Annotated in this window: 22 protein-coding genes; 5 read left to right on the plus strand and 17 right to left on the minus strand. The window is 67.4% G+C overall.

All coding sequences use genetic code 11. The features are described from left to right. The coding region (locus ACN4F8_RS16025; protein WP_419474471.1) for a transporter at nt 1-666 on the plus strand (666 nt) is incomplete at its 5' end. Between the two features lie 20 nt (nt 667-686). Here ACN4F8_RS16025 and ACN4F8_RS16030 read toward each other — a convergent pair. The 9 genes from ACN4F8_RS16030 to pqqA form a co-directional block, all read right to left on the minus strand. Continuing rightward, nucleotides 687-1,370, minus strand: a complete 684-nt coding sequence (locus tag ACN4F8_RS16030) for a hypothetical protein (RefSeq protein WP_419474472.1) — start codon at nt 1,368-1,370, stop codon at nt 687-689. Then, nucleotides 1,367-1,891 carry a hypothetical protein gene (locus ACN4F8_RS16035; RefSeq protein ID WP_419474473.1) on the minus strand — a complete coding sequence of 175 codons (525 nt, stop codon included), beginning with the start codon at nt 1,889-1,891 and terminating at the stop codon, nt 1,367-1,369. The genes ACN4F8_RS16030 and ACN4F8_RS16035 overlap by 4 nt, the downstream gene beginning before the upstream one ends. Before the next feature lie 10 nt (nt 1,892-1,901). Continuing rightward, nucleotides 1,902-2,513, minus strand: a complete 612-nt coding sequence (locus tag ACN4F8_RS16040) for a hypothetical protein (RefSeq protein WP_419474474.1) — start codon at nt 2,511-2,513, stop codon at nt 1,902-1,904. Beyond that, a complete protein-coding gene (locus tag ACN4F8_RS16045) occupies nt 2,488-3,282 on the minus strand; it encodes a hypothetical protein (RefSeq protein ID WP_419474475.1) in 795 nt (264 codons plus the stop codon). The genes ACN4F8_RS16040 and ACN4F8_RS16045 overlap by 26 nt, the downstream gene beginning before the upstream one ends. A 2-nt stretch (nt 3,283-3,284) precedes the next feature. Further along, nucleotides 3,285-4,409: a pyrroloquinoline quinone biosynthesis protein PqqE gene (gene pqqE / locus ACN4F8_RS16050; protein WP_419474511.1), complete on the minus strand. Its 1,125-nt coding sequence runs from the start codon at nt 4,407-4,409 to the stop codon at nt 3,285-3,287. Nucleotides 4,410-4,437: 28 nt separating this feature from the next. Then, the gene (gene pqqD, locus ACN4F8_RS16055) at nt 4,438-4,695 is read right to left on the minus strand and encodes a pyrroloquinoline quinone biosynthesis peptide chaperone PqqD (protein ID WP_419474476.1); all 258 of its coding nucleotides are present in this window, start codon (nt 4,693-4,695) and stop codon (nt 4,438-4,440) included. Beyond that, a complete protein-coding gene (gene pqqC, locus ACN4F8_RS16060; protein WP_419474477.1) occupies nt 4,692-5,423 on the minus strand; it encodes a pyrroloquinoline-quinone synthase PqqC in 732 nt (243 codons plus the stop codon). Before pqqC ends, pqqD begins: the two co-directional genes overlap by 4 nt. Before the next feature lie 12 nt (nt 5,424-5,435). Next, nucleotides 5,436-6,353 (minus strand): pyrroloquinoline quinone biosynthesis protein PqqB, encoded by a 918-nt coding sequence (gene pqqB, locus ACN4F8_RS16065; RefSeq protein WP_419474478.1) that lies wholly within the window; start codon nt 6,351-6,353, stop codon nt 5,436-5,438. A gap of 74 nt (nt 6,354-6,427) precedes the next feature. After that, nucleotides 6,428-6,502 (minus strand): pyrroloquinoline quinone precursor peptide PqqA, encoded by a 75-nt coding sequence (gene pqqA / locus ACN4F8_RS16070; protein ID WP_068167214.1) that lies wholly within the window; start codon nt 6,500-6,502, stop codon nt 6,428-6,430. Between the two features lie 74 nt (nt 6,503-6,576). On the opposite strand from pqqA, the gene ACN4F8_RS16075 reads away from it, so the two are divergent. Together ACN4F8_RS16075 and ACN4F8_RS16080 are read left to right on the plus strand one after the other, a co-directional pair. Beyond that, the gene (locus ACN4F8_RS16075; protein WP_419474479.1) at nt 6,577-7,680 is read left to right on the plus strand and encodes an alpha/beta fold hydrolase; all 1,104 of its coding nucleotides are present in this window, start codon (nt 6,577-6,579) and stop codon (nt 7,678-7,680) included. Further along, nucleotides 7,677-8,678, plus strand: a complete 1,002-nt coding sequence (locus ACN4F8_RS16080; protein WP_419474480.1) for an MBL fold metallo-hydrolase — start codon at nt 7,677-7,679, stop codon at nt 8,676-8,678. The genes ACN4F8_RS16075 and ACN4F8_RS16080 overlap by 4 nt, the downstream gene beginning before the upstream one ends. A 3-nt stretch (nt 8,679-8,681) precedes the next feature. Here ACN4F8_RS16080 and ACN4F8_RS16085 read toward each other — a convergent pair whose 3' ends face one another. Continuing rightward, nucleotides 8,682-10,757, minus strand: coding sequence for a sigma-54-dependent Fis family transcriptional regulator (locus ACN4F8_RS16085; protein ID WP_419474481.1), 2,076 nt, complete (start codon nt 10,755-10,757; stop codon nt 8,682-8,684). A gap of 409 nt (nt 10,758-11,166) precedes the next feature. Between ACN4F8_RS16085 and pedF the strand changes: the two genes are divergently transcribed. Together pedF and ACN4F8_RS16095 are read left to right on the plus strand one after the other, a co-directional pair. Beyond that, nucleotides 11,167-11,658 (plus strand): cytochrome c-550 PedF, encoded by a 492-nt coding sequence (gene pedF / locus ACN4F8_RS16090; RefSeq protein WP_419474482.1) that lies wholly within the window; start codon nt 11,167-11,169, stop codon nt 11,656-11,658. A gap of 44 nt (nt 11,659-11,702) precedes the next feature. Continuing rightward, entirely contained in the window at nt 11,703-12,581 is an 879-nt protein-coding gene (locus ACN4F8_RS16095; protein WP_419474483.1) for a substrate-binding periplasmic protein, read from the plus strand. 63 nt (nt 12,582-12,644) lie between these two features. On the opposite strand, the gene ACN4F8_RS16100 is transcribed toward ACN4F8_RS16095, so the two are convergent. The 7 genes from ACN4F8_RS16100 to ACN4F8_RS16130 all read right to left on the minus strand — a co-directional run bounded on the left by ACN4F8_RS16100 (nt 12,645) and on the right by ACN4F8_RS16130 (nt 19,191). Further along, entirely contained in the window at nt 12,645-13,760 is a 1,116-nt protein-coding gene (locus ACN4F8_RS16100; protein WP_419474512.1) for a helix-turn-helix domain-containing protein, read from the minus strand. Nucleotides 13,761-13,803: 43 nt separating this feature from the next. Further along, entirely contained in the window at nt 13,804-14,496 is a 693-nt protein-coding gene (locus ACN4F8_RS16105) for a nucleotidyltransferase family protein (protein ID WP_419474484.1), read from the minus strand. Then, nucleotides 14,493-15,581, minus strand: a complete 1,089-nt coding sequence (locus tag ACN4F8_RS16110) for an XdhC family protein (protein WP_419474485.1) — start codon at nt 15,579-15,581, stop codon at nt 14,493-14,495. Before ACN4F8_RS16110 ends, ACN4F8_RS16105 begins: the two co-directional genes overlap by 4 nt. 12 nt (nt 15,582-15,593) lie before the next feature. Then, nucleotides 15,594-16,163 (minus strand): CoxG family protein, encoded by a 570-nt coding sequence (locus ACN4F8_RS16115; protein ID WP_419474486.1) that lies wholly within the window; start codon nt 16,161-16,163, stop codon nt 15,594-15,596. Nucleotides 16,164-16,205: 42 nt separating this feature from the next. Continuing rightward, the gene (locus tag ACN4F8_RS16120) at nt 16,206-17,381 is read right to left on the minus strand and encodes a vWA domain-containing protein (protein WP_419474487.1); all 1,176 of its coding nucleotides are present in this window, start codon (nt 17,379-17,381) and stop codon (nt 16,206-16,208) included. A 113-nt stretch (nt 17,382-17,494) separates the two neighbouring features. Next, nucleotides 17,495-18,403 (minus strand): AAA family ATPase, encoded by a 909-nt coding sequence (locus ACN4F8_RS16125; RefSeq protein WP_419474488.1) that lies wholly within the window; start codon nt 18,401-18,403, stop codon nt 17,495-17,497. Then, nucleotides 18,400-19,191 (minus strand): FAD binding domain-containing protein, encoded by a 792-nt coding sequence (locus ACN4F8_RS16130; protein ID WP_419474489.1) that lies wholly within the window; start codon nt 19,189-19,191, stop codon nt 18,400-18,402. Before ACN4F8_RS16130 ends, ACN4F8_RS16125 begins: the two co-directional genes overlap by 4 nt. Nucleotides 19,192-19,194: the final 3 nt, after the last annotated feature.

Below are 19,194 nucleotides of genomic sequence, written 5' to 3' on the forward strand. Positions count from 1 at the left end.
ATCGGCATCGTGCGCGGCGTGCACTTCATGGAGATCGGTGGCTACATCGTTGATCCGCAGTTCCTGCTGCCGTTCGGCAAGCTCAGCGCCAAGAACGACATCGCCGCGCTGGGCAGCAACACCGGCGTGGGCGACCTGCTGCTGGCGGCCACTGTGTGGTTGACCAAGCCCGGCGACAAGACCCACTTCGGCATCACGCCCTTCATCTCGGCGCCCACCGGCCAGTACGACCGCAACGACCCGCTGAGCCTGGGCGAGAACCGCTGGAAATACGCGCTGCAGGCGGGCTTCATCACGCCGCTGGCCGACAAGGTCATGCTTGACCTCGCGGCCGACGTGCAGATCCACGGCAAGAACAAGGATTTCGGCGCGAGCAGCGCCACCATGGAGCAGAAGCCGCTGTTCCAGGCTCAGGCCTTTCTGCGCTACCAGCTCTCGGCCACGACCGATCTGCGCACGGGCGTGTCTCACACCACCGGTGGTCAGACCACGCTCAACGGCGTGAGGCAGGACGACCGCATCGCCACCACCAAGTTTCAGGTGGGTGTGGCGCATTTCCTGAGCGCCAAGACGCAGGTGTTGGCCACCTACGGGCGCGACACCTCGGTGCGCCAGGGCTTCAAGGAAGACGGTCGCATCAACCTGCGCCTGCTGCAGATTTTCTGATGGTGTGGGTGCGCTGACCGTCAGCGCACCCACTGTGCCTCCAGGCGGCCGCCCAGCAGAAAACCGTTGGGCACTTTTTCTTCGCGCTCGAACTTCACCAAGCCCTTGCCCTGGCAATACCACTCGCGGCTGGTCAGGGGCACGTCTGTGAAGCCGTTCACCGGGTCGGTGAAGAGGTTGAGGTTGGCGCGGCCCACCACGCGCAGGCAGGGCTGGTGGGTGCCGGTGGGGGTGGTCACGCTGTCGTCCACCGCCTCGATGCGCCAGTACATCAGCGCCTTGTGGCTGTAGCGCAGTTCGCGCGGGTGTTCGTTGCGCCGCAGGATCAGGTAGGGCACGGTGGTGGTGGTCCATTCGGTGCCCACCGCATACGGCGCCTTCAGCACCCACATCGGCTCTTTCTCGGGTGTGGGCTCGGTGTCGATGTCCATTTGCGTTGCCACGCGCTTCACACCGGTCTCGTCGGTCTTGAGGAAGTAGCCCACGCCGGCCGAGTGGTGGCGCACCATCACCGGTTGGTCGTTGAGGGTGCGCGGGCCTTCCACGCGCAGCGTCCACTCGTCCACGGGGGGCGCTTCTTCGCTGGTGACCTTCACCTCGTACACCTGGGAACTGCCTTCGACGAGCGGGAACCAGCTGTCGCTCTGGGCGCCCTGGCAGCCCGCAAGCAGAGCGGCGAGGCCGATGGCGTTGAGGCGCTTCATTTTTCGGGCAACTGCGCGCGGGGCAGGTCGCTCAGCTTGATCTGCAGTTTGTCGTTGCTGGTCGGGCGCAGCCATGCAAAGCCACCTTGGCCCTTGACCGGCTCGGTGCTGCCCATCTGGGTGTTGCCGTCGCGCGCTTTCTTGATGCCGTCGCCCAGGATGCGTGCGAGGTCTTTCTCGTACGGCAGGCGGTGCACGCGCGGCATCTCCAGCGGCTTGTTGTCCTTCATGGGGTTGACCCAGATGAAGATGGCGCCGGGGTGGTTGCGCCCGGGGCTGGGTTCGTCGAACACCGCAGACAGCAGCACAAAGCGCTGGGGCAGGGCGTCGTCGCTCGGCCAGCCGGCAATGCCTTGCAGGGTGTTGTGGCTCAGGGCATAGAAGGCGGTGACCAGCAGCACGGCGCAAGCCTTGACGCCCCAGTGCCAGCGCGTGGCCAGCAGCAGGCACACGAGCAAAAAGGCGAGCAGCGCGTACACGAGCACCAGCAGCAGCAATTGGGATGAAACGGTGGGGATCATGGGGGTGGTGTCAGAGACCGGTTCTTTGAACGATGGTGAGCGGTCGGGTGTTGATGTCGGTCACGGCGCCGGTGTCGTTGATGCTGAAGCGCACCAGCGTGCGTTCGTCGCCCTTGCGCGGAATCTGCTGCGTGCCGGTGAACACGATCTCGGCCTGCGGGTTCACCTTGACCACCGCCACCGACACGTCCACCGGCTGCTGGTCGCGCGTGTCGTAGTAGTGGGCGTTCACCACGTACTCGCCCGGCACCAGGCCGCGCAGTGTGACGATCTCCTGGCGCACCGGGCTGGTGATCTCGCGGCCGTTGACGATCACGGTGTTGTTCTTGGCGCCGCGGTCGTCGCGGTCCAGGTGCAGCATGCCGGCGTCGCGCGCGCGGAACCACAGCGTCTTGCCGCCGGGCTCGTTGACCCAGGCGTCGATGTCGTTGGGGTTGTTGTCCGGCCAGGAGATGGTGACGATGAACTCGGCCTTGGCCGGGATGTCGCCGGCCTTGCGCGACTTGGGGTTGAACGAGAGCAGGGCGATGACGAAACAGAAGACGAAGGCGATCAACATGTTGAACAACATGTCGTAGAACGGATCGGTCTCCGTGTCACGGACCGCTCGGCCGATCGCCATGCGGCGCTCCTGCAAGTGCCTGGATCGCGGGCGCTGTCATGGGGGGTGTGGCGGCCAGGGTGTCGGCCACCAGCGCGTCGGCAAAGCGGTCCAGCCGCATGAGCTGCAGGCCGAGCAGGATGTTGCCGGTGAGCCCGGTCACGGTGGTCAGCAGCGCGATGCCCAGGCCGCCCGTGAGGTTCTTGAGCAGCTGCGCCGACTGGCTCGCGTCGAAGCTGTCCATCTGCCCGAGCTGCAGCGCGAGGATGGAAAAGCCGATCACCTTGCCCAGCAGGCCGAGCTTGAGCTGGATGCCGTTGAGCCACCAGGCCATCTCGTGCGGGCCGTGTGCGCGCTCGCCCAGGATCTGCATCCAGGTGTTCTGGTCGGCGCCGGGCTGGGTGCAGCCGCGCAGGTACTCGGCGCTCCAGTCTTGTTCGGTGTTGTTCGTCGAATCTGGGCGCGCGAGCAGCGCGTCCAGCCGCTGGCGCTGCAGGCCCAGCGCCCACGCGCGCCGGCCGGCCCACACCGAGCAACCGATGAACAGCAGCACGATGATCACGGTGAGGCCGGTGGGGTCGGCCGCCACCAGCCGGTGCCACGCGCCGGCCTGCCACAGCAGCAGCGCGCCGAAGGCCAGCAGGCCCATGTAGGCCAGCCACAGCAAAAACAGGCCGTTGGGCGCTTGCTCCAGTGCCAGCGGGCTGCGCCGTGCGCCCGGCAGGTGGCTCACCAGCGCGGCGCCGAGCATGCGGTGGTGGTGGGGTGTGGCGGGCGCGGTGTCGGCCATGGTCAGGCTTCGGGGTGCAGCGCGCGCGATTCCGCGTCGCTTCGGAAGACGATGGGAATGTGGCGCTGGGTGGGCGCCTGTTTGACGAGTTGAACCACCTTCTCGTGGTGCGGCGATTTGCTGCACACCGGGTCGGCCTGGGTGGCGTCGCCGGTGATCAGGAAGGCCTGGCAGTGGCAACCGCCAAAGTCCTTGTGGCGCTCGTCGCAGCTGCGGCAGGGCGGCTTCATCCAGTCTTCGCCACGGAAGGCGTTGAAGGCCTGGCTCTTCTGCCAGATGTCGGCGAGCGCCATGTCGCGCACGTTGGGCAGCTTCAGGCCCGGCAGGTCGCGCGCGTTGTGGCAAGGCATGGCCACGCCGTCGGGTGCGACCGAGAGGAACACCGAGCCCCAGCCGTTCATGCAGGCCTTGGGCCGCTCTTCGAAATAGTCGGGCACCACGAACAGCAGCTTGCAGCGTTTGCCGATGGTCTCGCGGTAGCGGTTGACCACCGCCTCGGCCTCGACCAGTTGCTCATGCGTGGGCATGAGGTGGTCGCGGTTGACCCAGGCCCAGCCGTAGTATTGCGTGTTGGCCAGCTCCAGGTATTCGGCGTCGAGCGCAAGCGCCATCTCGATGATCTGGTCCACGTGCGGCAGGTTGTGCCGGTGCAGCACGCAGTTCATCACCATCGGCCAGTCGTGCGCCTTGATCAGGCGCGCCACCTTCTGCTTGAGCTCGAAGGTCTTGGTGTGGCTCAGGAAGTCGTTGAGCTCGCGTGTGCTGTCCTGGAACGAGAGCTGGATGTGATCCAGCCCCGCGTCTTTCAGGCGCTGTGCACGCGCTTCGTTCAGACCCACACCCGACGTGATGAGGTTGGTGTAGTAGCCCAGCGCGTGCGCTTCCTGCACCAGTTCTTCGAGGTCGTCACGCACCAGCGGTTCACCGCCCGAGAAACCCAGCTGTGCGGCGCCGAGCTTGCGCGCCTGGCGCATCACGTCGACCCACTGCGCGGTGGTCAGCTCGTCCTGGATGCGCGCGTGGCGCGTGGGGTTGTAGCAGAACACGCAGTGCAGCGGGCACTGGTAGGTGAGCTCGGCCAGCAGCCACAGCGGCGGGCCGGCTGGGTGCGTTTTGGCGGCCAGCAGCGAGAGCGCTTCGGAGACCGGTGCGAACTCAGTCGATCCAGCCACGGCGGCCTCCTTCTTCAATCAGCGATTCGACCTGGGTGGTCAGGCCCTGAACCGAAAACGCAGCTTCAAGCTCGCTCACGATCTGTGCCACCGTGCGTTCACCATCGCAGCGCTTGAGGATCTCGGCGGCGCTGTCGTTGAGCTGCACCATGCCCTCGGGGTACAGCAGCACCCAGCGTGTTTGTGCTTCTTCGTACTGCAGGCGGAAACGGCGCGAGAGCTTGGGATGGGTGGAGGTCATTGGCAGGCTTTCTCGATCGCGTCGAGCATGGTCCAGAGCACATCGAGCTTGAACTGCAGGATGTCGAGCGCGCGGTGCTGCTCGGCTCGCGTGGTGAAGTGGTCCAGCGTGACGCGCAGGCCGTGTTCCACGTCGCGCCCGGCCAGCGGGATGCGCTTGCGGAAATAGCCCAGGCCGTCGGCGTTGATCCACGGGTAGTGCGTGGGCCAGGTGGCCAGGCGGTCCTTGTGGATCTGGGGCGCGAACATCTCGGTGAGCGAGGAGCACACGGCTTCCTGCCACGGGGCCTTGGCGGCGAAGTTCACGTAGGCATCGCAGGCAAAGCGCACCGCCGGCACCACGCCTTGCAGCGAGAGCAGGTCGTCGCGCGCAATGCCCACCGCTTCACCCAGGCGTATCCAGGCCTCCAGGCCGCCGCTGGCCGAGCCCTCGAAGTCGCCGTAGCCGTCGTGGTCGAGGATGCGCTCCACCCACAGGCGGCGGTGCGCCCGGTCGGGCATGTTGGCCAGGATCGCGGCGTCCTTGCGCGGAATGCAGACCTGGTAATAAAAGCGGTTGGCCACCCAGCAGCGCAGCTCGTCGGGCGTGCAACCGCCGGCGTTCATGCGCACGTTGAACGGGTGGTGGATGTGGTACGAGCGGCCCTTGTCGCGCAGCTGGGCTTCGAACTCGTCGCGTGTCCAGGCGGGGAGGCCTTCGAGCGGGCGCGGGGTGGTGGCGATGTCCATGGTGTGGCGGCTTCAGAACACGATGTCCATGCCGTCGTGCGCCACCTCGATGCCGTGGCGGGTGAGCTCGGCGCGCTCGGCGGAATCTTCGATCAGCATCGGGTTCGTGTTGTTGATGTGGATGAGGATCTTGCGGATGGAGCGCGGCAGTTTTCCCAGCTGTTCGATCATGCCGCCCGGGCCGCTTTGCGGCAGGTGGCCCATCTCGGCGGCCTTCTTCTTCGAGAGGCCTTGCGTGATCATTTCGTCTTCGGTCCAGAAGGTGCCGTCCACCAGCAGCACCGAGCAGCTCGCCATGAGCGTGAGCAGCTCGGGCGTCACCGCGCCCAGGCCCGGCGCGTAAAACACGCGCGCACCGTTGGCGGGGTTCTGGATCACCAGGCCGAGGTTGTCGCCCGCGCGCGGATTGCCGCGAAAGGGGGAGTACGGTGGCGGTTTGGAGGCAATGGCCACGGTCTGCACCTCGATGCCGGGCAGGCCGTCGACCGTGATGGTGCGGCCGTCGGACGGCAGCTCGGTGGTGGCCACGCCGCAGTAGTGCGAGAGGATGCCGGTGATGGGGAAGCCGCTGGAGATGTCGGAGAGCACCTCGGGGGTGGCCAGCAGCGGCAGTTTCGAGCCGCGCTCGCGCAGCATGATGAGACCGGTCACGTGGTCGATCTGCGCGTCCATGAGCAGCACCGCCGCAATGCCGCTGTCGCGCACGGCGCGTGCGGGTTGCAGGTCGGGGGTGTCGCGGATCTGGGTGAGGATGTCGGGCGAGGCGTTGACCAGCAGCCAGTCCAGGCCGTTGGCGGTGACCGCAATCGACGACTGCGTGCGTGCCCTGGCTTTGATGCGGCCATGGCGCAGGCCGTCGCAGTTGGCGCAGTTGCAGTTCCACTGCGGGAAACCACCACCGGCCGAAGAACCCAGAACCCGGATGCGCATGTCAGGACACCTGAAAGACCAAGAAAAAGGCGCACGCGTTGTTCACCCGTGCGCCCCGAACCAAGCGGTGAAGATCAGCGGTTGGCGATGTACATCGTGATTTCAAAACCGAAACGCAGGTCGGTGAAGGCGGGGGTCGTCCATTGCATAGAAGGTCTCCAATAATGGGTTGGCACGAAACATGTCTGCAAGCTCGCCAGCACCATTGCCACAAGCCGCCCCCATGAATAGCAATATCGATGCCACAAAAACTGTGTCACCCCCGGCGGTGGCCAGCACCGCGTGGCCGTGCCCGCAACACCTGCCGCTGGGGCCGTTGCCTGGCGTGCACCGCATGGCCTGGCGCACCGTGGGCGCGCCGCAGGGCGAGCCCTGGTTGCTGTTGCACGGGGGGCCGGGCAGCAGTTGCCAGCCCGGCATGTTGAGGCCCTTTGACCTATCGAGGCAATGGGTGGTCGCGCCCGATCAGCGGGGCTGCGGCGCCTCGCTTCCGAAGGGGCGCACGGCCGGCAACCACACGGCAGCGCTGGTGGCGGACATGGAAGCGCTGCGCGAACACCTGGGGCTGGAGCGCTGGTCGGTGCTGGCCGGTTCGTGGGGCACGGTGGTGGCTTTGGCTTACACGCTGGCGCACCCGCAGCGTGTGCAGCGCCTGGTGTTGCGGGGCGCGTTTGCGCTGAGGCGGATCGAGGTCGGCGGGCTGTTGCTGCCCTCGTCGCGCGTGCGACAGTCGCTCGGCTGGAGCGCTTTGTGGCCCGCTTTTTCCGGGGTGGTTTTGCCGGTGGCGCTGCGGCGGCTGACACAACTGATTCAAAGTGGGACACCGGGTGTTGCATCGCTGCGCGCCGCGCGCGGCTGGGCTTTGCTGGAGACCGCGTCGGCTGCGCGCAGCCAGCGGCGCAGCCTGCGCCACGCGGCGCTGACCACACCGCGCCTGGCGGCCTCGATCCGGCGCGAATGGGCGTCACTGCGCAAGGCCGAAAAGCGCGCCGTGGCCCGGCTCCGCAAACCCGGGAAAACCCGCGCTGACCACAACGCGTTGGCGAAATTCCGCATCCAGGCGCACTACCTGCGACACCGGGGTTTCGTGCGCCCGGGCGGGCTCGAACAGGGCGTGTTGCAGGCCGCCCGCCACGGCTTGCCGGTGGACTGGGTGCATGGCCGGTTCGATGTGATCTGCCCACCGGCCAACAGCCGGCGCTGGGCCGCACTGGGCCGCGCTGCGGGGGGTGAGGTCACGCAGGTGGAGCCGCACAGCGGCCACCTCGGCCACGAGCCCGACATGCTGAACCAGCTGCGCAGCCGCGTGCGCAGGACGCTGGCATGAACGGCCTGTGCCGTGCGGTGCTGGTGGGTGTGTTCACGCTGCTGGCGGGCTGCGCCTCGACCTCTCACCAGCCCGACTGCAACGCCGCCAGTGCGGTGCCGTGGCAGGCGGTGGCGCCGGGCGTGTGGGTGTGGCAACCCGACGCACAGGCCGACGTGTCTGCCGCCAACGCAGGCCACGTGGTGCCCACCTCGGTGGTGGTCTCGGGCGCGGATGCGCTGGTGATCGACCCCGGCCCGAGCCACCGGCACGGCCTGCGCGTGCGCGACTCGCTGGCCTGCCGCTTCGGCGCGCAGGTGCGCGTGGTGGTCAACACCCACGCCCACGCCGAGAACGTGCTGGCGAACTCGGCGTTTGCCCCATTGCTGGCGGCGGGGCAACTGGAGATCGTGTCCAACGAGGGCACGCGCAGCGCCATGCAGCAGCGCTGTCCGGCCTGCCTGGCCAGCCTGAGTGAGCGCGCAGGCGAGGGCGCCATGGCCGGCACCCGCATCGTCTGGCCCAGCCGCGTGCTGCAGACCGGCGAGGTTTTGCGCATCGGTGCGCATCGGCTGCGCGTGTTGCCAGCCGCGCCGGGTCACACCGAAAGCGATCTCGTGCTGTGGGACGAGGCCACCCGCGTGGTGTGGGCCGGGGGGCTGGTGTACGACCAGCGCCTGCCCGAGTTGGCGCAGGGCGGGGTGGACGCGTGGCTGGCCGCGCTGGACCGCATCGCGGCACTCCAGCCGCGCCACGTGATCGGCAATGCCGTGTCCAGCGCAGGGGGCGCGCAAGCCTTGCCACCGGCCATGGTCAGCACCCGCGCCTACCTGCGCGACTTGCGCGCGGCGGTGCTCAAGGCCATGGACGAAGGTCGCTACGCGGGCGAGACCGCCGCCATCGAGATGCCGGCCTACAAGGACTGGGCGGGCTACGCGCAGCGGCAGGGCTTCAACCTGCAGCGCGCGTGGCGCGAGATGGAGCCGGTGTGGATGGAGCGCAGCCCCGCCACACGCTGAGGCTCAGTTGAGCAGGTCCGGCGGGAGCTGGTCTTTCTTGCGGTAGATGGTGTTGCGCGAGACGCCCAGCGCCTTGGCCGCTGCCGAGACATTGCCCTTGTGCAGGCGCAGCATCTGCGCCATGGCGCTGAGCGCCACGTCCTGCAACTTCTGGCCTTCAGCAGACACTTCCGCCGCCGGCTCCGGCGCGCTGCAGGCGGGCGCTGCATCCACCGGCACCATGATCGGTGCCACCGGCGCTGCGGCTGGAGCCACCACCTGTTGGTGGTCCAGCTCTTCCAGGAAATCGTCGGGCAGGTGGCTCATGTCGATCACACCGTTCTGGCCGACCATCACCACCGCCGTGCGCAGCAGGTTGTGCAGCTGGCGGAAGTTGCCGGGCCAGGCGTAGCGCTTGAAGAGGTCCATGACCTGCGCCGACACGCCCACCGGCTGGCTGCCTTCGCTGAGCGCGAGCAAAATTTTCTGCACCACGAGTTCGAAGTCGCTGCGTTCGCGCAGCGCGGGCAGGCGCACCACCAGGCCGTTGAGGCGGTAGTACAGGTCTTCGCGGAAATCGCCGCGCGCGATCATGTCCTTGAGGTTCTTGTGCGTGGCGCTCACCACCGCCACATCCACATCGACCTCCTTGCCCGCACCCAGCGGGCTGACCTTGCGCTCCTGCAACACGCGCAGCAGCCGCGCCTGCAGGTGCTTGGGCATGTCGCCGATCTCGTCGAGGAACAGCGTGCCGCCGTGGGCCTGCAGGATCTTGCCGATCGAGCCCTTCTTGCGCGCACCGGTGAAGGCGCCTTCTTCGTAGCCGAAGAGTTCGGACTCGATCAGCGTGTCGGGGATGGAGGCGCAGTTCACCGAGACGAAGGGCTGGGCCGCGCGGCTCGAATCGCCGTGGATCGCTTGCGCGAGCAGGTCCTTGCCAGTGCCGGTTTCGCCCAGGATCATGATCGGGATGTCGCGCCCGCTGACCATGCGCAGCTTGTGGATCACCGAGGTCACTTGTGCGTCGCCGGTGTCCAGGTAATGCAGCGACGAGAACTGCATCTTCTTGCCGGTCTGCTTCAGCGGCTCGGGCTGCGATGCCGCAGGCGCCTGCGGTGGCTGGGGCTGGGGCTGGGCAGGTGCTTCGCCCGTGTGCGCCGTGGGCTTGGCGGCCCACATGTTGGAGGCCTTGAGTTTGACCCGGCACCACACCGACACGCCGTTGTGCATGCACAGCTGCTTGGGGTTGGGTGTGGCGCCGCCGAAGAGTTCGAACAGCGCCGAGACCGGCAGGCCGAACAGCGAGGAGAAGGTGTGGGCCTTGAGTGCGGAAAACGGCAGGCCGATCTGGAACTGCGCACTGCGGTTGGCCGAGAGAAAACGGCCCTCGGGCGAGAACACCGCGATGCCCTCGACCAGCGTGCCCAGAAACTCCGAGCGTGTGTGGAAGTGGATGCGGATCGCCTTGGGGAAGATGTCGGCGAACATGTGGTTCTCGATCATCTGCGCCGACATGCGCACCAGCGCCAGCGTGTGCTGGTGGTAGCTGCGGTGGTCTCCAGTCACATCCAGCGCGCCGATCACCTGACCGTAAGGGTCGAAGATGGGTGAGGCCGAACAGGTGAGGAACTTGTTGGCGTTCATGTAGTGCTGACCGCCGTGCACGGTGAGCGCTTCTTCTTCGGTCAGCGCGGTGCCGATCGCGTTGGTGCCCTTGCTTTTCTCCGACCAGTCCATGCCGGGCGTGAGTGCGACCTGCGAGGCGCGCTCCAGAAAATCCATGTCGCCCAGCGAGTGCAGCACCAGGCCCTTGGCCGAGGTGAGCAGCACCATGCTGTGGGTGTTGACGATCTGGTCGTAGAGCGTTTCCATCACGGGTGCGGCGTGCTGGAACAGAAAGCGGTTTTCTTCCAGCGCATCGGGCAGCACGCCGTGCGCCGGGCTCGAAAAGTCAGGCTCGTCGGTCACGGTGAGACCGTACGACTGCGAGCGGCGGTGCGACTGACCGATCAGGTCGTGGTGATCGGCACCCGGCACGCCCGCCAGCGGGGATGCCGCGCGATGACCCGTGGCGGGGCTCGTGAAGAGGGCGGAACTCATGTGGTCTCCAGGGTCCGGGGGGAGGACTCCCCAGCAATCCACCGACCAGTGCGGGTCGTCGGATTCAGGGTGATTGGATGCGGTGCGTTCGCTGTGTTGGTGTGTCATGCAATTTTCTTCATAACTGTCCCGGGAAACAACACTGGTAATCCCGGTGTGCAACAACCCGGGCCGCGTGTACCTCCGCCTTGATAGCAAGTAACTTGCCTGCTTTTGCACTACTTTTTCCGGTGAAAAGGTGGTCCAGAAGGCACCAGTGGCGCAGAACGGTGTGACACGCGGCGTGGGAGAGGGCTTCGCAATTGATGCAATTTGGTACACGTGGGCGGCATCGATCCGGGTTTTGATGGAAGGCCTGCTTCTTGCTGACCAGATCGGGTGAACCCGCTTTGACCCTGGAGACCTCTCGATGAAAACCCGTACTTTTTCTTTCTCGAAACGCGCTGCTCGCGGCCTGCTGGCGCTGGCGGTGACTTGCGGTGTGGCCGCTGTCATGGCCCACGGCGACGTGACCCCGCAGTCGGTGGACACCAGCAGCCTGCCGCAGCTCGGTGCCAAGTGGCTCGACGCCAACCCCTACAGCACCGGCCCGGCCAACAAGGAGGCCTTGCGCATCGGCACCTCGGCCTACAACCAGAACTGCGCGCGCTGCCACGGTCTGGAGGCGATCTCGGGGGGCATGTCGCCCGACCTGCGCAAATTCGACGCCGACTGCACGGGCATGGCCGATGCGGCCAAGAAGGCGGCCTGCTACAAGGAGATGGACGACTTCTACGTGGCCACCGTGCGCCGTGGCCGCGTGCGCGATGGCCGCGTGTACATGCCGCCCTTTGAAGGCACGCTCACGCAGGAAGCCATCTGGTCGATCAAGACCTACCTGGAAACCCGCCGCGAGAAGTGATGACCCGCGAGCCGCTTGCGGCCCGCATCCCGAGGAGACAAGACATGACAGACAACAACAGGCAGCTGGACCGACGCCAGATCCTGGGCAGCCTGCTGCCCCTGCTGGCCGGCCTGCCGCTGATGGCGAATGCGCAGACCGAGCTGACCGACCTCGCCAAGATCCGCGCCAGCGGTGTGCTCAAGGTGGCGGTCTACAAAGACAACGCACCCTTCTCCGATGGCCCGGCCAACGACGTGAAGGGGCTGGACGTGTCGATCGCAGCAGCGCTGGCCAGACAGCTCAACCTCAAGCTCTCGCTGTTGCCGTTCGATGCGGGCGAGAACATGAACGACGATCTGCGCAACATGGTCTGGCGCGGCCACTACCTGGGTTACGGCCCGGCCGACGTGATGCTGCAGGTGCCCGGCGACAAATACCTCATGGCGCGCAACCGCCAGGTGCTGATCCTGGCGCCGTACATGCGCCAGTCGCTGGTGCTCGCCTACGACACCACGCGCATCGCAGACGTGAGCAGCCCGGACGACCTCAAAGGGTTCCAGCTCGCCGCCGAGCGCGGCGCCGGAGCGACCAGCGCGCTCATGGGCTACAACGGCGGCCTGCTGCGCGCACAGGTGGGCATCCACAACACCGGCACGCAGGCCGTGCAGGCCATGCTCGACGGCAAGGCGGTGGCCGCCTATGTGACGCGCGCGCAGGCCGAATCGGTGCTCTCGCGCGCCGAGGTCAAGCCCGGCCAGTACCGCCTCACGCCACTGGCGCTCAGTGGCCTGCCCGACAACGGCTGGCCGGTGGGCATGGCGATCAAGGCCGAGAACAAGGAGCTGGGCCAGGCGCTGGAGACCGCTTTGCAGTCGATCCGCAGCAGCGGCGAATTGCTGGCGATCTTCAAGCAGCACGGCATGACGCTGACCGCGCCCTGAGCGCTCCGTGCCGGGCTCATCCGGCGAGCCTGCAAGGCGGCTTCCCGGCCGCCTTTTTCGTGGTCAGCCGCCGGACTTCTTGCGCATGAGCTTGCGGTAGACCGTGGCGCGGCTGATACCCAGCGCGCGTGCGGCTTCCATCACGTTGCCGCGGGCTTCTTCCACCGCTTTGCGGATGAGGGCGGTCTCCACGTCCTTGAGCGGTACGGCGGCGCCCGAGCCGTTCATGGGTGCCCGCTCGCCACCCGCGTTGAGCCGCGCGTGCACGTTCAGGCGCAGCCCCGACCACAGCGGCACCTCGATCGCGTTGCGCTGACCGCGCGCGGCATCGAACAGCGTTTCGAGGGGCACGGCAAACACGTCGGTGCAATGGCCTGCGCGGCCCAGCGGCGCGATGCCCAGCATGTCGGCAGCCGGTCGGTTCAGGCCGGTGATGTGGCCGTCTGCATCCACGCACACAAGCCCGTCGCTGTCACTGCCCAGCGACTGGCCGGGCCAGTTCAGGCTGAGCAGCAGGCGGTGCGGGCGGGCCAGCGCCAGCGCGTTTTCGATGCTGCGCGCCGACTGCGTGACGAGGTGCTTGAGCGCGGGTTGCTCCACCACGTTCACGCCGGTGAGGTCAAGCATGCCCACGCATTGGCCATCGGGGCCCCAGATGGGCGCGCCCGCGCAGCTGTAGACGCTGGTGGCATCAAAGAAGTGTTCGCCCCGGTGCAGCCACACCGGCTGCAACTCGGCCAGCGTGGTGCCGATGGCGGTGGTGCCCACGGCGCGCTCCGACAGGTCAACGCCCACGCGTGCAATGCTCGATGCCTGCGGGTTGTGCCGGTCCACCGGGCCGTTCACGTCGATCACCATGCCGCTGGCGTCGGTGAGGATGGCGAAGTAGCGCGTGTTGGCCATGGCCCGCGTGAGCGACTGGATGACCGGGGCCGCCGCGCGCAGCAAGGGTTGGTTGGCGTCGATGGTGTTGCGCACCGCGCTGTGGGTCACCGCATCGAAGGCGACGGGGTGGTGCGGGTTGAAGCCCATGCCCAGGCAGCGCCGCCACGAGCGATCAATCCAGGGCGAGAGCTCCGTGGGTGCGCTGGGGTCGCGCGTGTCCAGCACCGCCTTGCGCGCCTGCTCGATCACGGCCAGGCGGTGCGGGTGCGTCAGGGGTGGCTGGGTGTTCGGAATCACAACAGAATTAAAGCAGCGTTTGAACGTCCCAGCGTGCGCCTCAACTGCTCGCGGGATCGGTGTTAACCCCCAGCGCAGGCTCGGGCCAGCGGCAGACCCAGCCGGTGTCTCGCGCGAGAGCATCGACGTCTTCGGGCGTGTCCAGGTCGCGCGTGTGGTGCGGGTTGTCCACCACCCAGGGCAGGGTGGCCTGTGGGTGCGCAGCGCGCCACTGCCGCAGGCCGGTGCCGGGGGCGGCGAGCAGGTCGGCGCGCACCGCAGCATCGAACATCACCGGATGGCCCGGCACGCCGTTGACCATGGGCATGAGCACCTGAGAGCCGGGCGGGCGGCGCTGGAACGCGTGCAGCACCGCGCCGATGTCGCTGGCGTCGATCAGGGGCTGATCGGCCAGCAGCACCATCACGGCCTGCACATCGCCGTCCAGCGCGCGCAAGCCCAGGTGCAGTGACGAGGCCGGGTCGTCCTCGGGCGCGGGGTTGACCACCTGGCGTGGAGTGATGTGTTCAGGCCACTGGGCGAGGTGCGCCTGTATGTCGGCGGCGTGGTGGCCCAGCACCAGCACGGGGGTGTGCAGCCCCAGGCTGCGCACCGAGCGCACCAGCCGCTCCAGCAGGCTGTGGCCTTGCACCTCCAGCAAACACTTGGCCCGCCCTCCCATGCGCCGGCCAGCACCCGCGGCCAGGATGAGCACGCCGGTGCGCAGCGGCTGCGGAGCTGCGGCGGTGTTCACCGCGCGGCGGTGCTTGAAAAGCAGGTCGGGCCGGATGGCTCGGCCGTGCCATCGGTCAGCGCATTCTTGGCGTGCGCCACGTCCATGTCGCGCGGCAGCGGCACGCCGTTTTTCACCGCCAGCACCTCGGCCATGATGCTCACCGCGATCTCGGGCGGCGTCTTGCTGCCGATGTAGATGCCGATCGGCCCGCGCAGCCGCGCCAGGCTTTCTGCGGTCTGCTCGAAGTGTTCGATCAGGCGGGCGTGGCGCGCTTCGTTGTTGCGCCGCGAGCCGATGGCGCCCACATAAAAAGCCTCGGTGTCCAGCGCTTCGAGCAAGGCCAGGTCGTCGAGCTTGGGGTCGTGCGTGAGCGCGATCACGCAGCTGCGGCGGTCGACCTTGAAGTCGCGCACCACGTCGTCGGGCATCTCGGTCAGCAGCGCCACGCCGGGCACCGACCAGGCGGTGCGGTACTCCTCGCGTGGGTCGCACACGGTGACGGCGAAGCCGCTGAACAGCGCCATGGTGGCGAGGTATTCGGTGAGTTGGCCGGCGCCGATCAGCAACATGCGGTACTCGGGGCCGAAGGTGTTGGCCAGCACCTCGCCGTCGTCGAGCAATGGCGAGGGCGCGGTAACCGCACGCAGTTCCACGCGGCCACTCGCCAGCTCGGTGCGCCGCTGCACCATCTGGCCATCGGCCAGGGTCTGCACGAGTGCCAGCAGCGAAGCCGCGTCGGGGTTGAATTCGAGCACCAGCTCCAGCGTGCCGCCGCAGGGCAGGCCGAAGCGGTGGGCTTCGTCCGCGCTCACGCCGTACTTCACGCGCTGCGGCGTGCTGTCGGGAATGTCGTGGGTGATGCCTGGCGCTGGCGCGCTGGCGCTGGTCTGGTTGGCGCGGCTGTAGCGGTAGATCAGGTCGTCTTCGATGCAGCCGCCCGAGACCGAACCGACCACCGCGCCGCTCTCGCACAGCGCCATGATGGAGCCCACCGGGCGCGGCGACGAACCCCAGGTGCGAACCACGGTGGCGAGCAGGGCGCGTTGCCCCTGGGTGCGCCAACCGTGCAGCGTGCGCAGGACGGTGACGTCGAGGTTTTCCATGTGTGGTTTCTTTCAGCCCCGCGTGGCCATGTACACCGCTGCCGCCACGAGGACGGCGATGGTACCCCAGACCCACACGGGAAGGCCGCCTTTGGCGGTGGGTGCTGGCAGGGCCACCACTTCGCCGGCGGCGGCGGGGTAGCGGCGTTGCAGCTCCTCTTCGAAGCGGCGGAAGAAGTCTTCCGCGAGCGACTTGGCCGCGCCGTCGATCAGACGCTGGCCGAGCTGCGCGATCTTGCCGCCCACGGTGGAGTGCACGGTGTAGCTGAGTTCGCAGCCAGCGGCGTTGGGTGTGAGCAGCACGGCCGACTCGCCCTTGCCGAAACCCGCCACGCCGCCTTGCGCGTCGAAGCCGAGCTTGTATGACTGCGGGGGCACGATGTCGGAGAGCACCACGCGTCCGTTGAAGCGCGCGGCCACCGGGCCGATTTTGATGGCGGTGCCCACCGCGTAGGTGTTCTCTCCCGTGAGCTCGAACTTCTCGCAACCCGGGATGCAGGTCTTGAGGATCTCGGGGTTGTTGAGGGCCTCCCAGGCCTGTTGTTGTGTCACGGCGAGTTGCCGGGTGCCTTGCATGTCCACGTTGAAATCTCCGGTTGGTTGTGAATGTGAAGAAACAGAAAATCAGGCGCGCTGCATCAGCGCGGCCATCGAGCGCGCCAGGTCTTCCAGGCGGCTGAGGTTGTGAACGGCCAGCGCGCCGTGGGCGTGGCGCTGCAACACGGCGGCACCGCTGGCCAGCGGCTGGTAGCCGTCAAAACGCAGCAAGGGGTTGAGCCAGAGCAACTGGCGGCTGTGGCGCTTGAGCCATTGCAGTTCGGCATCCAGCACGTCGGGCGCGCCGGTGTCCAGGCCGTCGGTGATGAGCAGCACCACGGTGCGCCGTCCCACGAGAGTGCGGCGGTGGTGGGTGCGCAGGTCGGCCAGCGACGCGCCCAGGCGTGTGCCACCGGCGAAGTCGTCGATGGCGTCGTTGGCCAGCGTCAGCATCTGGTCGGTGTCGCTGTGGCGAAAGGCGGTGCGCAGGTCGGTGAGCTGGGTGCCGAAGGCGAAGGCTGAGCGCGGGGTGCCGCGTGTGGCCTGGTGCAGAAAGGCCAGCAGCAGCCGCGCGTAGCGCTCCATCGAGCCCGAGATGTCGACCAGGATCAGCAGCGGCAGCGGCTGGTGCCGGCGCGTTTTCATGGGCAGGTGCAGCAGCTCGCCGTCAAAGCGGCGCGCTTGTTGCAAAGCGCGTGGCCAGTGGGGACGGTGGCCGCGTGTGCCGGCGCGTTCGCGGCGCGAGCGCACGGGCGGCAAGGGCAGCGGGATTTCGCGCACGAGTTGTTCGACCAGGCGGAACTCGCTGGCCGAGAGGCCGGCAAAGTCGGCGTGGCGCAGGCGCTGCATGTCGCTCGCGGTCATGGCGGCGTCGAGCTTGAGTTCGGTCTCGCCCTGGTTGGGCGTGCGCGCCTTGAGGCCGGCCACGCTCAGCGCTTCCTGCACGCGCGCCTTGCGTCGCACCGGGTGGGCTTTGGCGGCCTTGGGCAGCATCTGCGAGAGCAGTTGCTGCGCCAGTTCGGGGTTGCGGAAGAAGGCGTCGAACATCTCGCCGAACACGCCCAGGTCTTGCTGGCGGCTCACCAGCACGGCTTCCAGTGCGGCGCGCAGGTCGTCCTTGCGCTCTACGCCCACGGTCTGCGTGGCGGTGATGGCCAGTGTCATGCGGCTGCTGTCCACCGGCACACCGGCGCGGCGCAGGGCGCGGCCGAAGGCGGTGATGTGGTCGGGCAGTTTTCCGCTTCTTGCGTCGCCGAGGATCATTGGATGACCAAAAATTCCGTTCGCCCTGAGCTTGTCGAAGGGTGCTGGTGGTGGGGGTGTGGAAGGGCTTCGACAGGCTCAGCCCGAACGGGATTTGGCATGGCGCGAACAGGTCATTCCTGCGGCTCCAACAGCTTGTCCAGCATCGGCAGCAAAGCCGCCACATCCTCCCGCTGCTTGAACAAAATGCCCGCCGTGTCCTGGATCACCTCGGGGTCCAGCGTGAGGGTGTCCAGCGCCACCAGGGCCTTGGCCCATTCCACGCTCTCGGCGATGCCGGGGCCGCGCTGGAAGGCATTGGAAAACGGCTGGCTGCGCAGGCGCGAGACGAAGCGCGACACCTGTTCGGTGAGTTGTTTGCTCGCCTCGGGCACCTGGCTCCTCACGATGGCGAGTTCGCGCTCGCGCTCGGGGTAATCGAGCCACTGGTAGAGGCAACGGCGCTTGACGGCGTCGTTCAGATCGCGGGTGCGGTTGCTGGTGAGGATGGTCAGCGGTGCAGCCACGGCCTGGATGGTGCCGAGCTCCGGAATGCTCACCTGGTATTCGCCCAGGTACTCCAGCAGAAAGGCTTCAAAGGGTTCGTCGGCGCGGTCCACCTCGTCGATCAGCAGCACCGCGCCTGGGGCTGGTGTCTGCAGCGCCTGCAGCAGGGGCCGGCGGATGAGGTAGCGGGCCTGGTAGACCTCGCGTTCGATCTCGTCTGGAGTTGAAGTTGCTTGGGCTGCGCGCATGTGCAGCAACTGCGCGGTGTGGTTCCACTCGTAGAGGGCTTCGCGCTGCTCCATGCCGTCGTAGCACTGCAATCGCAAGAGCGGACGGCCCAGCACCTTGGCCAGCGCTTTGGCCAGCTCGGTCTTGCCCACGCCGGGTTCACCTTCGAGCAGCAGCGGGCGCTGCAGTTTCATGGCGAGGAACACGGCGGTGGCCAGCCGCCGTGGCGCGTGATAACCCACGCCTTGCAGGGCGTGGGTCAGGCCGTCGATGGACTCCACAGCAGCGGTGACGCTCGGCTCGCTCACGCGTTGGCCAATGCCACCGCCACCTGCGTCTGCACCTTGATGAGGTGCGCGCGGTAGGCTGCGCTGGCATGCAGGTCGCCATTGATGTCGCTGGCGTCGATCACCACGCTGTTCACAGCATCGGGTGTGAAGCTCTTGCTCAGCGCAGCCTCCAGGCCTGCATGGCGGAACACGCCGTTGCCGGTGCCGGTGATGGCCACGCGCACGCCACTGGCGGTCTGTGCCACGAACACGCCCACCAGCGCAAAACGCGAGGCCGGCTGGCGAAACTTGGCGTAGGCGGACTTCAATGGCACGGGGAAGCTGATGGCGGTGATGAGTTCACCGGCGTCCAGCGCCGTGGTGTAGAGACCCTGGAAGAAATCGTCGGCGGCGATGGTGCGGCGGTCGGTGTGCACCGTGGCGCCCAGGCCCAGCACCGCGCTGGGGTAGCAGGCGGCGGGGTCGTTGTTGGCCACCGAGCCGCCCATGGTGCCCATGGCACGCACCTGGCGGTCGCCAATGCCGTCGGCCAGCGCGGCCAGCCCGGGAATGTGCTTGCGCACCTCGGCGTGGTTGGCCACTTCCTGGTGGCGGGTCATGGCGCCGATGACGACGCTTTGACCGTCCACCTGGATGCCGCGCAACTCGGTCACGTTGGCCAGGTCCACCAGGCGTTCGGGTTGCATGAGCCGCTGCTTCATCGAAGCGATCATGGTCTGGCCACCGGCCAGGGCTTGTGCGCCGCCTGCGGTCAGGCGTTTGGCGTCGGCAAGCGTCGTGGGTTGTTCAAGGGTGAATGCGTACATGGT

The sequence above is a fragment of the Hydrogenophaga sp. genome, from assembly GCF_048549895.1.
Lineage (GTDB): Bacteria > Pseudomonadota > Gammaproteobacteria > Burkholderiales > Burkholderiaceae_C > Hydrogenophaga.

Excerpts from the sequence above, each read along its gene's own strand:
- ACN4F8_RS16030 (WP_419474472.1), bottom strand. The coding sequence starts at position 1,370 with ATGAAGCGCCTCAACGCCATCGGCCTCGCCGCTCTGCTTGCGGGCTGC.
- ACN4F8_RS16035 (WP_419474473.1), bottom strand. The coding sequence starts at position 1,891 with ATGATCCCCACCGTTTCATCCCAATTGCTGCTGCTGGTGCTCGTGTAC.
- ACN4F8_RS16040 (WP_419474474.1), bottom strand. The coding sequence starts at position 2,513 with ATGGCGATCGGCCGAGCGGTCCGTGACACGGAGACCGATCCGTTCTAC.
- ACN4F8_RS16045 (WP_419474475.1), bottom strand. The coding sequence starts at position 3,282 with ATGGCCGACACCGCGCCCGCCACACCCCACCACCACCGCATGCTCGGC.
- pqqD (WP_419474476.1), bottom strand. The coding sequence starts at position 4,695 with ATGACCTCCACCCATCCCAAGCTCTCGCGCCGTTTCCGCCTGCAGTAC.
- pqqC (WP_419474477.1), bottom strand. The coding sequence starts at position 5,423 with ATGGACATCGCCACCACCCCGCGCCCGCTCGAAGGCCTCCCCGCCTGG.
- pqqB (WP_419474478.1), bottom strand. The coding sequence starts at position 6,353 with ATGCGCATCCGGGTTCTGGGTTCTTCGGCCGGTGGTGGTTTCCCGCAG.
- ACN4F8_RS16075 (WP_419474479.1), top strand. The coding sequence starts at position 6,577 with ATGAATAGCAATATCGATGCCACAAAAACTGTGTCACCCCCGGCGGTG.
- ACN4F8_RS16080 (WP_419474480.1), top strand. The coding sequence starts at position 7,677 with ATGAACGGCCTGTGCCGTGCGGTGCTGGTGGGTGTGTTCACGCTGCTG.
- ACN4F8_RS16085 (WP_419474481.1), bottom strand. The coding sequence starts at position 10,757 with ATGAGTTCCGCCCTCTTCACGAGCCCCGCCACGGGTCATCGCGCGGCA.
- pedF (WP_419474482.1), top strand. The coding sequence starts at position 11,167 with ATGAAAACCCGTACTTTTTCTTTCTCGAAACGCGCTGCTCGCGGCCTG.
- ACN4F8_RS16095 (WP_419474483.1), top strand. The coding sequence starts at position 11,703 with ATGACAGACAACAACAGGCAGCTGGACCGACGCCAGATCCTGGGCAGC.
- ACN4F8_RS16110 (WP_419474485.1), bottom strand. The coding sequence starts at position 15,581 with ATGGAAAACCTCGACGTCACCGTCCTGCGCACGCTGCACGGTTGGCGC.
- ACN4F8_RS16120 (WP_419474487.1), bottom strand. The coding sequence starts at position 17,381 with ATGATCCTCGGCGACGCAAGAAGCGGAAAACTGCCCGACCACATCACC.
- ACN4F8_RS16130 (WP_419474489.1), bottom strand. The coding sequence starts at position 19,191 with ATGTACGCATTCACCCTTGAACAACCCACGACGCTTGCCGACGCCAAA.